Here is a 12396-nt window from a genome sequence, read left to right on the forward strand (position 1 = left end):
AAGGCAGGCCTCGCCGGCTTCGGACGACTTAGCGTCCCATTTCCTTGTAGATGGCCGCGCGCACCTCGGTGAGGCCGAGCTTCTGGTAGGCGGCGTCGCCGGCCTTGCGGAAGGCTTCCAGATCAACGTTGTCGGTCACCTTCATGCCGCCCTTGACCAGCGCGGCCTTCTCACCTTCCGCGGCGTCGGCGAGCACCTTCGACACCTTCTGGCCGGCGGCGCTGCATTCCTCGACCAGCGCGGTCTGGTAGTCGGCGGGAAGCTTCTTGAACCAGGAGGCGCTGACGACCTCGAAGTTGATCAGCAGGATGTGGCCGGTCTCGCTGACGTTCCGGACGACTTCCTGGAGGTTGCCCGGACGGATGTTGGCATAGGTCAGCTCCGCGCCGTCGACGGCCCGCTGCTGAAGACCGGGGTAGATGTCGCCGAAGCTCATCGCCGTCGGGGCCGCGCCGATCGCACGCACCGATTCCTGCCAGATCGGGGCGGGCGGGGTGCGGATGCGCAGCCCGGACAGCTCACCTGGGTTGCGGACCGGCTTGTTGGCGAAGACATGGCGCTTGCCCTGCACGAAGTCGAAGCAGACGACCTGGAGACCGTGCTTGTCAGCCAGCTCCGTCTTCCACTTCTTGACGGTGTCGAGCTTCGACAGCGCGAAGGCCTCATCGAGCGTCTCGATGAAATAGGGGCCATTCAGGACCGCGATCTCGCGGACATAGTTGCCGAGACGCGCCGCGTCAGTGTTCTGGCCGATGTTGGCGCCCTGGCGGATCTGCTCGATGATGTCCTCTTCGTTGCCGAGCTGGGCGCTGTGGAACACCTCGATCTTGAGGCCGCCGTTTGTCCGCTCCTCGACGCGCTTGGCCCATTCCTGGAATGCCGAATGATAGGCTTCGACCGGGCTGTGGACGTGGTTCATGCGCAGGATGTGCTTTTCCTGGGCCTGGGCCATGCCCACGCCGGCGATCAGCGTCAGCGCGGTGGCTCCAAGAAAAGCGCCAAGGTGCTTGGACATGTTGATCACTTTCTACTCCCTAGAATTTATTATGAGTTCGGAGAACGAGGGCGCTCGTTGCTTTGAGCGTGGAGCCTGAGACCGCCCTTGCACTGTTTTTTTGCTGTTCGCCCGTGCGGAGCGGACAGGCGATGCACGGATGGCGAACGGGTCAATCCGTGCAACGTTCGGTTATCTTGCACACTTGTATCCAAGGATGCAAGATGGTACGGATCATCAAGAAGGCGATTTGATTGGTACCCAATCAAATCCACATTCGGATGGGATTCCGCTGCGCAGGGGTGGCGTCATGGAGGGGAGGTGCAACCAATAATGCCAAAGTGATCGTCCGGCGGTACCAGACATCGGTTCGGTTTCACCCGCATCCCGGACTGTGTTCAGCGGCGCTGCGACCTTGCGTGGGCCAATCCGATCCGGCGATAATCGCGATTCTGGGCTCGGAAAGGGCGAAGTCCGCCTGCGCGGCGGCTGGGGGAACACGGTGAAGAACGAACGGCTGGTGTTGGAACGCAACACGCTGGACAGCGTGATCTACAAGGAGCTGCGGAAGAGGATCATTTCGCTGTCGTTCCAGCCCGGCTCGATGATCTACGAAAACGCCGTCGCCGACGAATACGGCGTCAGCCGGACACCGGTGCGTCAGGCCTTTTCCCGGCTGGCGAACGAAGGCTTGCTGAGCATCCTGCCGCAGCGCGGGGCGCAGGTATCCCACCTGTCGGTGGCCAAGGTGAAGGAGGCCCAGTTCATCCGGGAGGCGCTGGAGGTGTCGGCGTTCGGCGAGGTGGCGCGCATCTGGAACAAGACCGCCGATCACAGCGCGGCGCAGAGCAAGGCGCTGTCGCTGATCGAGCAGCAGAGACAGGTCGTGCGGGAGAAGGACTATGTCGGTTTCACCGAACTGGACGTGGCGTTCCACGACACCGTCATCGGGGTTCTGGGGAACGCCATGCTGCTGGAGATGCTGAGCGACGTGAGGACGCATCTGACACGGGTGCGCTTCCTCGAACTTCAGGAGGCCCACCATGAGGACGATGCGATCGCCGACCACGTCAAGCTGATGGGCTCGATCATGGCGAACGACGTCACGGGAACCCAGTCGCTTCTGCTGGCCCATTTGAAGATGATCGAGGCGATGCGCGACGACATCCTCAAACGTCACGACATTCTCTTCGAATAGACCCCGTCCGGGGGCTCCGCCGAAGGGGCCCATCGCCGGACGGTTCATCCGGACATCGCTGACGAACGCAGGCCCAAGCCGATCGAAAAAGGCCGGCGGGGATGGGGGCTGCCTGCCCTTTGCGAACCGGCGGCAAAACCAACGACCCCACAAGCGGGTAGAATCAGGAGGAAACGAGATGAACAGACGGTCGATCCACAGCTACACTTGGATCCCGAAGTGGTCCACCGAGGACGGCGCCTATGCGGCCGAGCGTGCCGCGGCCTTCGGCTATGGCCAACTCGTCGTGCCGATCCGCGACCATGACAGCATCGAACCGGCGGCCATCGCCGCGCTGTGCGAGCGGGCGGGGGTCCGCCCCGTGGCGACCTCGCCCCTTCAGGTGGACAACGACATTTCAAGCACCGACCCGGAGGTGCACCGCCGCGGGATCGAGCGGCATTGCGCGGCGCTCGCCCTGGCGCGCGACATGGGCGCGGACCGCATGGGCGGCATCCTCTACAGCGCCTTCGGCAAGGCGTCGAGGGTGCCGAGCGACGCCAATTTCCAGGCGGCGGCGGACGGGTTGCGGATCGTTGCCGAACGGGCCGCGTCCTACGGGATGCTGCTGGCGCTCGAAGTGGTCAACCGGTACGAGAGCAACCTGATCAACACGGCGGAACAGGCCGTCCGGATGGTCAAGCTGATCGGCGCCGACAACGTCCGCGTCCATCTCGACACCTTCCACATGAACATTGAGGAGAACGACCTGCTGGGCGCGCTTGAACTGGCGATGCCCCATCTCGGCTATTTCGAGATCGACCAGAACCACCGCGGCCGTCTGACGGAGGGGGCCATCGATTTCGCCCCGATGCTGCGCCGGTTGAAGGCGGCCAATTATCAGGGGCTGATCGGCGTCGAAGCCTTCTCCTCCGCCGTGTCGCATCCGGACATCACCGCGGGCGTGGCGTCCTGGCGCAACCTGTTCGACCATGGCGACGAGGTGGCGCGTGACGGGCAACTGTTGCTCGATCAACACGGCCTCTGACGACGCCCGCCGCCGGCGCACGCCCATCCGGCCGCTGTTGTCCAGACCGGAGACATCGCTGACACCTGTTCGGAGACATGATTGACGTTTGGCATGGTCGGTGTCGGAGGAGGCCATGCCGCGGCGGGTGAAAGTGTCGATGAAGGACTGCGCAGACGAAGCGCAGCCATGTCCGGCTCGCTGTCCGCCCACCGCCCCGAAACGCAAAAGGCGCAGCAATTTCCCACTGTCCCCAGGATCTGGAGGTGCGCCCGGCGAGGGAGATCCTCGAACTGGCCTGGTGATCCGCAGGCGCCACCACCGTACGGCACGAACGGCCCCGCCCCTCCCGGCGGGGCCGTTTCGCGTTTGGGACACGGAGGGGAACAGTCGTGCAAAATGACTATGGGGGTATGCATTTCAAACAATGCAGAAGACAGATAATTCGTTTGACCAACAATATTTGCGCACTCATAATCTTCATAGAAAATAGAATTCTCAATAGAGAACGGAGAGCGCGCCATGCTCACCGACGATCAGGACCGGGAGTCCTTCACCCTTTCGACGACCTTCAACGCCGGCAAGCCGGTCGGCGCGGTGGTCAGCGCCTTCGCGATCCTGCGCCATCTGGCGGCGCAGGAGGGGGCGGTGTCGAGCGCGCAGGTCGCCCGCGCGCTCGGCCTCAACCCGAGCACCTGCTTCAACATCCTGAAGACCCTGGCCGCGGAGCGGGTGGTCCAGTTCGAGGAGGTCGGCAAGGCCTACCGGCTGGGCGCCGGGCTGCTGGAGCTGGCGGGCAGCGCGCTCGATCAGGTCGGCTACACCCGGCTGCTCCACCCGGAGCTGGAACGGCTGGCCGCCGCGTGGCAGACGCCGATGACGGCGTGGCTGCGGGTCAGCGACCACCGCGTCATGCTGGTGGATCAGGCGGTGTCCAGCTCGGCCATCCAGATCCACATGCGGATCGGTCACCGGCTGCCGCTGCTGGTCGGCGCGCTCGGCCGCTGCATGGCGGCGCACGCCGGCCTGCCGGTGGAGGAGATGCGCCGCCAGTACGCCGCCGTCCGTCAGGACAACCCGCCGCCCTTCGAGCAATTCCTGGCCGAGGTGGAGGAGGCGCGGGCCGCCGGCTATGCGGTGGACCGCGACGGCTTCACGCGTGGCGTGACGACGGTGTCCAGCCCGATCCTCGACGCCGAGGGCCGGCCCTTCCTGGCCCTGTCGGCGGTCGGGCTGACCGCGCAGTTCTCCGACGAGCGGGCGGCGGCGATGGCCGCCGACCTGCGCGACACCACGCGGCGCATCGGACGGCAGCTCGCCGGGCCGGGCCGGGCCGCCGCCCCCCTTTCCCCACGGGAGACCACGCGATGACCCCGGTGATCTCCGGAGCCGCCGACACCGCCGTCGGGCGGCTGGACGGCAGCGGCTGCATGGCGCTTCACGCCGAAGCGGCGTCCGCGGCGCTGGCCGACGCCGGCCTGCGGGCCGACGAGGTGGACGGCGTGCTCTGCGCCTATTCGTTGGCCGAGCCGCATCTGATGCTGTCGTCAGTCTTCAACGAGTATTTCGGCATCGCGCCCTCCTACAGCGCCGCCGTCCAGGCCGGCGGGGCGACCGCCTGCGCGCTGGTGATGCAGGCGGCGGCGCTGGTGCGGGCGGGCATCTGCCGCAACGTGCTGGCGGTCTGCGCCGACAACCGCCTGACCGGGCTGGGGCGCAACGGCGCCGTCGCTGCATTGGCCGAGGTCGGGCACCCGCAGTTCGAGCGTCCCTACGGCATGTCGATCCCGGCGGCCTACGCGCTGGTCGCCCGGCGCTGCATGCATGAGCGCGGCGTCACGGCGGAGCATCTCGCCGCCATCTCCGTCACCCAGCGCGGCCACGCGCGCCGTCATCCCAAGGCCCAGGCCCGCGACCCGCTGACCATGGAGCAGGCGCTGTCCGCCCGCATGATCGCCGACCCGCTGCGGCTGTTCGACTGCTGCCTCGTCTCGGACGGCGGTGCCGCCCTGGTGATCAGCGCCGCCGACGCGGCGGCCGACCATACGGACCGCGCGGTGTCGATCCTCGGCTACGGCCAGATGAACACGCACGAGCACGCCTTCGCCATGCCGTCGCTGACCGATTTTGGCTGCCGGCAATCGGCGGCGCAGGCCTTCGCCATGGCCGGGCTGACCCCGGCGGACATCGATGTGGCCGAGATCTACGACAGCTTCACCATCACCCTGCTGGCCGAGCTGGAATCCATCGGTTTCTTCCCGAAGGGGGAGGCCGGCCCGGCGATCCTCGACGGCGCGCTGGAGCTGGACGGGATCCTGCCCTGCAACACCCACGGCGGGCTGCTGTCCTACGGCCATTCGGGAGCGGCGGGCGGCATGTTCCACATCGTCGAGGCGGTGCGGCAACTGCGCGGCGAGGCCGAGGCCCGGCAGGTGGCGGGGGCGGAAACCGCCTTCGTTCATGGCGACGGCGGCATCCTGTCCGCCCACTGCTCGCTGATCCTGGGGAGGGCCTGACGATGACCGCGACCGATCCATCCCCCATGAAGCCCGTTCCGCTGGTCACCGCAGACACCCGCGCCTTCTGGGACGCCTGCGCGGAGGGGGCGCTGACCTTTCAGCGCTGCGCCGCCTGCGGCCATGTCCAGTTTCCGCCGCGGCCCTTCTGCACCGAATGCCGGGCCGCAGGGCCGGGGATGGAGCGGTCCGCCGGGCTCGGCACCATCCACAGCTTCACCATCGTCCACCGCGCGCCGACCGCGGCCTTCAAGGCGGACACGCCCTACGTCCTGGCGCTGGTCGATTTCGACGAGGGCTTCCGCCTGATGGTCAATCTGCGCGGTGGACCGCCGTCGGACGCCCGCATCGGCCTGCGCGTCCGCGTCCTGTTCGAGCCGCTGGCCGGGGGCGGCGCGCTGCCGCAGGTCCGGCCCCTGGTGGAGTGAACCCAACCCTTCGGGAGGGACCATCCATGCATCTGTTCGACACGCTCCGGGAGGGCGCCGCCTTCGGCGCCGAGGAGCTTCACCTGTCCGACGCGCTGATGGAGCGCTGGACCAGCCTCTACCCCGACGACCCGCCGGACGGGCGGATGCCCGCCGGGATGATCGCGGTGGCGACCATGCGGGCCTATTCCAGCCTCGTCGTGCCGCGCCCGCCGGGGAACATCCACGGCTCCCAGCGGTACGAGATGCTGCGCCGTCCGGCGGTCGGGGAGCGGTTGACCACCCGCATCGCCTGCGCTGGAAAGGAGCTGAAGCGCGACCGCCGCTGGGTCCATTTCGACACCGAGACGGTGGGGGAGGACGGGACCCCCTGCTTCCGCGGCCGCATGACCATCCTGTGGGCGGCCTGACCATGGCGGACGGGACGACCACCATCGACCGCCTGACTCCGGTCACCAAACGGATCGACCGCGCGGCGATCCGGCTCTACGCCGAGCTGACCGACGATTTCAACCCGATCCACGTCGACCCCGACTTCGCGGCGAAGACCCCGATGAAGGGCATCATCGCCCACGGCCTGCTGTCGGTGAACCTGCTCTGGCAGTCGGTCCGCCGCAGCCTGGGCGAGGCGGCGGTGTCCGATGCGACGCTCGACATCCGCTTTCTGCGCCCGGTGCGCGAGGGCGACGTGGTGACCGCGGGCGGCCAGCGCCGCTCCGACGGCGACGGCTACGACGTGTGGATCGACAACCAGCATGGCGAGACGGTGATCGCCGGACTCATCCGGCACGGGGCGGGGAGGGCGGCGTCATGACCGACACGCTTCTCGTCCGCGACGACGGCGACCTGCGGCGCATCACCCTGAACCGCCCCGCGAAGATCAACGCGCTCGACACCGCGACCTTGCTGGTGCTGGCCGAGGCCGTGGGCGGCGCTCCCGCCGCTGGAATAGCGCTGGTGGCGATCGACGGCGCCGGGCCGCGCGGCTTCTGCGCCGGCGGCGACGTCGCCGAGATGAGCCGCGGCGCCGAGGCCTTCGCCGCCCAGGAGGAGGCGCTGCGGGCGGTGATGCAGGCGCTGCACGGCTCGGCGGTGCCCGTCATCAGCGTCGTGCATGGCAGGACGCTGGGCGCCGGCTGCATCGTGGCGTGCCTCAGCGACCTCGTGCTGGGCGCCGACGATGTGCAGTTCGGCTTTCCCGAGATGCGCTTCGGCCTCTACCCGGCCTTCGTCCACGCCGCCCTGACGGAGCGGCTGCCGGCGGCGCTGGCCTTCCAGATCCTGGCGGGGGGCCGGATGATGGACGCCGCGCAGGCCTACGGTTTCGGCTTCCTGACCGAGATCCTGCCCGCCGACGGCTTTGCCGAGGCTGCGGAGGCGCGCATCGCCTGGTACCGCGACCGGCTGGACGCCCTGGCGGCGGGCCGGCGCATCCTGCGGATGGAGGACCGTCCGTCGATGGCGGAGAAGACCGCGCGGCTGGCCCCGCTGCTGGCCGAGAACCACGCGGCGCCGTCCGTCCGGCGGCTGCTGTCCGGGCTGTCTTTTGCCCGCTGATTTCCTTCGAAACGGCAACGAGTCCCGCCAACGGGACCGCGTCACCCCCGAAAAACGGATTCCTGGGAGGGAACGATGTCGAAACGCACCCTGTTCGCCGCGCTTGTGCTGAGCAGCGCGCTCACCAGCGGCGCCGCCCTGGCCGCCGACCCGGCGGTCTACAAGATCGGCGGCATCTTCGCGATGACCGGCGCCTCGCCCCACTACGGCAAGGTGATGAGCGCCGGGGCGCAGCTCGCCGTGGACGAGATCAATGCTCAGGGCGGCATCGACGGCATCAAGCTGCAACTGGTCATCGAGGACCACAAGAGCGGCAGCGCCCAGGCCGCGGTCGCCGGCATGAACCGGCTGATCGACGTCGAAGGGGTGAAGGCGGTGCTGCCCTCCTTCTCCACGGTGACGCTGGCCACCATGCCCATCGGCGACCAGAAGAAGGTGATGATGATCAACGGTGGCGGGGTCAGCGCCCAGACGGTCGGCACCTCTCCCTACATGTTCAACATCCGCTCCATGGCGTCGGATCTGGCCGCCGGCATCGCCCACCGGGCGGCGGAGCAGGGGGCCAAGAAGCTCGCCCAGATCGCCATCAAGTCGGAGTTCGGCGACGCCACCATTGCCGCCACCACCAAGGCGTGGGAAGGCATGGGGCTGAAGATGGTCGCCGCCGAGCAGTTCCAGGCCGACGCCGCCAACATCGACACCCAGGTCGCCAAGCTGCGCGCCTCCCAGCCCGACGCCATCGCCAACTGGCCGACCACGCCGCAGGCCGGGCTGGCGGTGAAGCGCATGCGCGAGTTGGGCATGAAGCAGGCGGTCTACTGCATGGAATGGACCGCCGAGGACACCAAGGTCGCCGGCAAGCACGCCGAGGGGGTGGAGGTCGTCACCGACTATTTCGCCGCCACCGACGAGAACCCGTGGTCCAAGCGCTTCGCCGACGCCTACAAGGCGAAGTTCGGCGAGATGCCCGACTTCTACGCCGCCAACTATTACGAGGGCGTCTACGTCATCGCCGAGCTGATCCGGCGGGCGAAGGCCAAGGGCGGCGATTACTACAGCGGGGAGCGTCTGGTGCAGGCGCTGTGGGAGAACCCGACCTTCGACAGCGTCTACGGCAAGACGCTGACCTTCCGCAAGAACGGCGTGGCGCAGAAGCCTGTGGCGGTGTTCCGCCTGGAGAACGGCGAACAGAAATTCGTGAAGTTCACCACGGGCGAATGATCGCCGGTCCGTCCGACTTAGCCCTCTCCCCTCTGGGGAGAGGGGAGGGTGAGGGGGTTGCGCTTTTGCCGGACGCTCCGACACGCGCATCCCCCTCACCCCAACCCTCTCCCCAGAGGGGAGAGGGGGATATAGACAGGAGCGCCATTCCATGGACTTGCTCATCCAACTGACCCTGAACGGTCTGTTCAACGGCGCGCATTTCGCCCTGCTGGCGATGGGTTTCGCGTTGATCTTCGGGACGACCGGTGTCGTGCATTTCGCCTATGGGCCGGTCTACGCGGTCGGCGCCTACGCCATCTGGGCGCTGGCGGCGCTCGTCGGGCTGCCCTTCTGGGCGGCGGTGCTGCTGGGGATCGCCTTCACCGCGGCGCTCGGCGTCGGGTGCTACCTGTTCATCTACCGCCCGTTCGAGATCAGCGGCAGCCCGCCCTTCGTCGTTCTGGTGGCCTCCCTCGGCCTGTTCATCGTCATGAAGAACCTGATCGGCATCGTCTTTGGCACCGGGGTCAAGACGGTCGACAGCGTCGCCTACGACGTGCATTTCGTCGGCAACGCCTTCTTCACCACGGTGCAGCTGGGGCAGGTGGCGGCGGCGCTGCTGGTCGGTTGCGGCATCGCGCTGTTCCTGCGGGCCAGCCGCTACGGCAAGGCCATCCGTGCCATGGCCGACAACCGCGAGATGGCCACCGTCATCGGCATCGACACCACGCGGCTGTCCATCCTGGTCTTCGCGCTGGGATCGGCGGTGTCGGCGGTGGCCGGGGCGCTGGTCCTGCTGCGCGACGGGCTGAACCCCAACATGGGCTTCGGCGCGGTGTTCGTCGCCTTCGTCGCGGTGATCGTCGGCGGGGTGGGATCGCTGCGCGGGGCGGTCATCGCCGCCTTCCTGCTGGCCTTCGTGCAGAGCCTGGGCATGTGGCAGATCCCCACGGAGTGGCAGAACACCATCGTCTTCGTGGTGCTGTTCGGGTTCCTGCTCGCCCGCCCCTCCGGCATCGTCCGCCGGGCGTGAGGAGAGGGACACAGCCATGGAATATCTCGCCCACATCCTCGTCATGGTCTGCCTCTACGGCATCCTGGCGACCTCCTTCAACCTGCTGATCGGCTTCGGCGGCATCTTCGCCCTGGCGCACGCCACCTTCTACGCCAGCGGGGCCTACGCCGCCGGCATCCTGGCGACGAAGCTCGGCATCGGCTTTCCCCTCACCCTGCTGGCCGGGGTGGTGGTCACCGCCGCCATCGGCCTGCTGGTCGCCTTTCCCGCCATGCGGGTGGGCAGCCACTATCTGGTCGTCATCACGCTGGCGTTGCAGGCCATCACCATCGACGTGCTGATGAACAGCAAGCCGCTGACCGGCGGGCCAGACGGCATCCCCGGCATCCCCCCGGTGTCGCTGTTTGGCATGGCGCTAACCAGCCCGGTGACCTTCCTGCCGCTGGCCGCGGTGATGGCGGCGCTGTGCTGTGCCGTCGCCTGGAGGCTCGGCGCCTCGCCCTTCGGGCGCTCGCTGCGCGCCATGCGGGAGAACGAGGCGGCGGCCCAGGCGGTTGGCAAGAACCTCGTCCGTATGAAGCTGGTGGTCTTCGCAATGTCGGCGGGGCTGGCCTCCGTCGCCGGAACGCTGGTCGCCCACTACATCGCCTTCGTCAATCCGGAATCCTTCACCATCGAGGAGACCATCCTCATTCTCGCCATGGTGATCCTGGGCGGCATGGGCAATTTGTGGGGCTCGCTGGCCGGGGCGGCGATCCTCGTGCTGCTGCCGGAGGGGCTGAAGTTCGTCCATGTGCCGGGCGATATCGCCGACATGGTGCGGCAGGTGATCTACGGCGTCGTGCTGATCGTCATCCTGCGCCTGCGGCCGGAGGGGCTGTTCCCCGAGACGGTGTTCCGCACCCCGACCGGGGCCGCGCGGTCCAGCGTCCCAGCCAACGGCCCGCTGACGGGTGCGCTGGAGCGCGCGAGCGGCACGCTGGGGGAGGTGGTGGTCTCCGCGACTTCGCTGTCCAAGCATTTCGGCGGCATCCAGGCGGTGAAGGACCTGACCATCGACCTGAAGCGCGGCGAGATCGTCGGGCTGATCGGTCCCAACGGCGCCGGCAAGACGACCGCCTTCAACCTGTTGTCGGGCTTCCTGCGCCCGACCGGCGGCACCATCCTGTACCGGGGCCGCGACGTGACGACGCTGAAGCCGCACGAGGTGGTGGCCGCCGGGCTGGCCCGCTCCTTCCAGGACCTGAAGCTCTTCACCAAGCTGACGGTCGTGGAGAACATCCTGGTCTCGCTGCCCGCGCAGCCGGGCGACCGCCCGCTGGACGTCTACTTCCGCCCCGGCCTCGTCCGCCGGACCGACCGCGAGAACGTCGCCCGCGCGCTGGAGATCGCCTCCTTCGTCGGGCTGCTCGCAAAGGCCGACGAGACCGCCGCCAACCTGTCCTACGCCGAGGAGAAGCTGCTGGTCATCGCCCGGCTGCTGGCGACCGGGGCCGACGTGCTGCTGCTCGACGAGCCGCTGTCCGGCCTCGACACCGTGACGGTGGAGCGCATCTGCGGGGTGATCCGCGACCTCGCCCGCGCCAACAAGGCCGTCTGCATCATCGAGCACAATCTGGAGGTCATCCGCGGCGTCTGCGACGAGATCGTCTTCATCGACGAGGGCCGCGTGCTGACCAAGGGACCGCCGGACACGCTGATGCGCGACCGCGAACTGGCCGAGAGGTATTTCGGATGACCGAGATTCACACCATGCCGATCGCCGAACCCGTCCTGGAGGTGCGCGGCCTCAGCGCCGGCTACGGCAAGCGGGCGGTGGTCCACGATGTGGACCTGACCGTGCGGGCCGGCGAGATCCGCGTGCTGCTGGGCCACAACGGGGCCGGCAAGACGACGCTGGTGCGCTCCGTCTTCGGGCTGCTGCGCCCCTCCGCCGGGACCGTCCGCTACCGGGGGGAGGACATCACCCGGCGGCGCTGCGCCGACAACGTGAAGGCCGGAATCGCGCTGGTCCCGCAGGGTCACGGCATCTTCCGCAGCCTGACCGTGCGCGAGAATCTGGAACTCGGCGCCTACACTGCCCACGACCCGGCGGAAATCCGGACGAACCGCGACGCGGTGATGGACCTGTTCCCGATCCTGCGCGAACGCGCCGGCCAGATCGCTGGCACCATGTCGGGCGGGCAGCAGCAGATGCTGGCGATGGGCATGGCGCTGATGCACCGGCCCGACGTGATGATCCTGGACGAGCCGTCCATCGGCCTCGCCCCCAACCTCGTCCAGCGCGTCATGGAGGCCATCGCCGAGGTCAACCGGACGCTGCGCATGGCCGTGCTGATGGTCGAGCAGAACGTCGTCCACGCCCTGCCCATCGCGCAGAGCGTCACCGTGCTGCGCACCGGCCGCAAGATTTACGAGGGCCCGCCCGAACCGCTGGGCGACCGCCAATACCTGATGACCCTTTTCTGAAGAATTCCGC

Annotated in this window: 13 protein-coding genes; 12 read left to right on the plus strand and 1 reads right to left on the minus strand. The window is 68.0% G+C overall.

The window, feature by feature from the left end; all coding sequences use genetic code 11:
* Nucleotides 1–28: 28 nt before the first annotated feature.
* Complete coding sequence (locus AMK58_RS15725) at nucleotides 29–1015, minus strand: C4-dicarboxylate TRAP transporter substrate-binding protein (RefSeq protein ID WP_035676940.1); 987 nt, start codon at nucleotides 1013–1015, stop codon at nucleotides 29–31.
* 481 nt (nucleotides 1016–1496) lie between these two features.
* Here AMK58_RS15725 and AMK58_RS15730 point away from each other — a divergent pair, with 481 nt between their 5' ends.
* The 12 genes from AMK58_RS15730 to AMK58_RS15785 all read left to right on the plus strand — a co-directional run bounded on the left by AMK58_RS15730 (nucleotide 1497) and on the right by AMK58_RS15785 (nucleotide 12386).
* The gene (locus AMK58_RS15730; RefSeq protein ID WP_035676795.1) at nucleotides 1497–2192 is read left to right on the plus strand and encodes a GntR family transcriptional regulator; all 696 of its coding nucleotides are present in this window, start codon (nucleotides 1497–1499) and stop codon (nucleotides 2190–2192) included.
* A 178-nt stretch (nucleotides 2193–2370) separates the two neighbouring features.
* On the plus strand, nucleotides 2371–3219 hold the full coding sequence (locus AMK58_RS15735; protein ID WP_035676793.1) for a sugar phosphate isomerase/epimerase family protein: 849 nt from the start codon (nucleotides 2371–2373) through the stop codon (nucleotides 3217–3219).
* A gap of 501 nt (nucleotides 3220–3720) precedes the next feature.
* Nucleotides 3721–4569: an IclR family transcriptional regulator gene (locus tag AMK58_RS15740; RefSeq protein WP_059399164.1), complete on the plus strand. Its 849-nt coding sequence runs from the start codon at nucleotides 3721–3723 to the stop codon at nucleotides 4567–4569.
* Entirely contained in the window at nucleotides 4566–5714 is a 1149-nt protein-coding gene (locus AMK58_RS15745; protein WP_059399165.1) for a thiolase family protein, read from the plus strand. The genes AMK58_RS15740 and AMK58_RS15745 overlap by 4 nt, the downstream gene beginning before the upstream one ends.
* 2 nt (nucleotides 5715–5716) lie before the next feature.
* Nucleotides 5717–6142, plus strand: a complete 426-nt coding sequence (locus tag AMK58_RS15750; RefSeq protein ID WP_079285361.1) for a Zn-ribbon domain-containing OB-fold protein — start codon at nucleotides 5717–5719, stop codon at nucleotides 6140–6142.
* Nucleotides 6143–6168: 26 nt separating this feature from the next.
* Nucleotides 6169–6552: a MaoC family dehydratase gene (locus AMK58_RS15755; protein WP_014198889.1), complete on the plus strand. Its 384-nt coding sequence runs from the start codon at nucleotides 6169–6171 to the stop codon at nucleotides 6550–6552.
* Nucleotides 6553–6554: 2 nt separating this feature from the next.
* On the plus strand, nucleotides 6555–6956 hold the full coding sequence (locus AMK58_RS15760) for a MaoC family dehydratase (RefSeq protein ID WP_035676937.1): 402 nt from the start codon (nucleotides 6555–6557) through the stop codon (nucleotides 6954–6956).
* The gene (locus AMK58_RS15765) at nucleotides 6953–7699 is read left to right on the plus strand and encodes an enoyl-CoA hydratase/isomerase family protein (protein ID WP_059399166.1); all 747 of its coding nucleotides are present in this window, start codon (nucleotides 6953–6955) and stop codon (nucleotides 7697–7699) included. The genes AMK58_RS15760 and AMK58_RS15765 overlap by 4 nt, the downstream gene beginning before the upstream one ends.
* A 75-nt stretch (nucleotides 7700–7774) precedes the next feature.
* A complete protein-coding gene (locus AMK58_RS15770; RefSeq protein ID WP_035676787.1) occupies nucleotides 7775–8920 on the plus strand; it encodes an ABC transporter substrate-binding protein in 1146 nt (381 codons plus the stop codon).
* A gap of 151 nt (nucleotides 8921–9071) precedes the next feature.
* Complete coding sequence (locus AMK58_RS15775; RefSeq protein ID WP_014198893.1) at nucleotides 9072–9935, plus strand: branched-chain amino acid ABC transporter permease; 864 nt, start codon at nucleotides 9072–9074, stop codon at nucleotides 9933–9935.
* Between the two features lie 16 nt (nucleotides 9936–9951).
* Nucleotides 9952–11655, plus strand: coding sequence for a branched-chain amino acid ABC transporter ATP-binding protein/permease (locus tag AMK58_RS15780; protein WP_035676784.1), 1704 nt, complete (start codon nucleotides 9952–9954; stop codon nucleotides 11653–11655).
* Nucleotides 11652–12386 (plus strand): ABC transporter ATP-binding protein, encoded by a 735-nt coding sequence (locus tag AMK58_RS15785; protein WP_051140451.1) that lies wholly within the window; start codon nucleotides 11652–11654, stop codon nucleotides 12384–12386. Before AMK58_RS15780 ends, AMK58_RS15785 begins: the two co-directional genes overlap by 4 nt.
* Nucleotides 12387–12396: the final 10 nt, after the last annotated feature.

The sequence above is a fragment of the Azospirillum brasilense genome (genome assembly GCF_001315015.1).
GTDB classification, from domain to species: Bacteria; Pseudomonadota; Alphaproteobacteria; order Azospirillales; family Azospirillaceae; genus Azospirillum; species Azospirillum brasilense.

Coding starts and splice junctions, on each gene's coding strand:
- AMK58_RS15725 (WP_035676940.1), bottom strand. CDS start 1,015: ATGTCCAAGCACCTTGGCGCTTTTCTTGGAGCCACCGCGCTGACGCTG.
- AMK58_RS15735 (WP_035676793.1), top strand. CDS start 2,371: ATGAACAGACGGTCGATCCACAGCTACACTTGGATCCCGAAGTGGTCC.
- AMK58_RS15740 (WP_059399164.1), top strand. CDS start 3,721: ATGCTCACCGACGATCAGGACCGGGAGTCCTTCACCCTTTCGACGACC.
- AMK58_RS15745 (WP_059399165.1), top strand. CDS start 4,566: ATGACCCCGGTGATCTCCGGAGCCGCCGACACCGCCGTCGGGCGGCTG.
- AMK58_RS15750 (WP_079285361.1), top strand. CDS start 5,717: ATGACCGCGACCGATCCATCCCCCATGAAGCCCGTTCCGCTGGTCACC.
- AMK58_RS15755 (WP_014198889.1), top strand. CDS start 6,169: ATGCATCTGTTCGACACGCTCCGGGAGGGCGCCGCCTTCGGCGCCGAG.
- AMK58_RS15760 (WP_035676937.1), top strand. CDS start 6,555: ATGGCGGACGGGACGACCACCATCGACCGCCTGACTCCGGTCACCAAA.
- AMK58_RS15765 (WP_059399166.1), top strand. CDS start 6,953: ATGACCGACACGCTTCTCGTCCGCGACGACGGCGACCTGCGGCGCATC.
- AMK58_RS15770 (WP_035676787.1), top strand. CDS start 7,775: ATGTCGAAACGCACCCTGTTCGCCGCGCTTGTGCTGAGCAGCGCGCTC.
- AMK58_RS15775 (WP_014198893.1), top strand. CDS start 9,072: ATGGACTTGCTCATCCAACTGACCCTGAACGGTCTGTTCAACGGCGCG.
- AMK58_RS15780 (WP_035676784.1), top strand. CDS start 9,952: ATGGAATATCTCGCCCACATCCTCGTCATGGTCTGCCTCTACGGCATC.
- AMK58_RS15785 (WP_051140451.1), top strand. CDS start 11,652: ATGACCGAGATTCACACCATGCCGATCGCCGAACCCGTCCTGGAGGTG.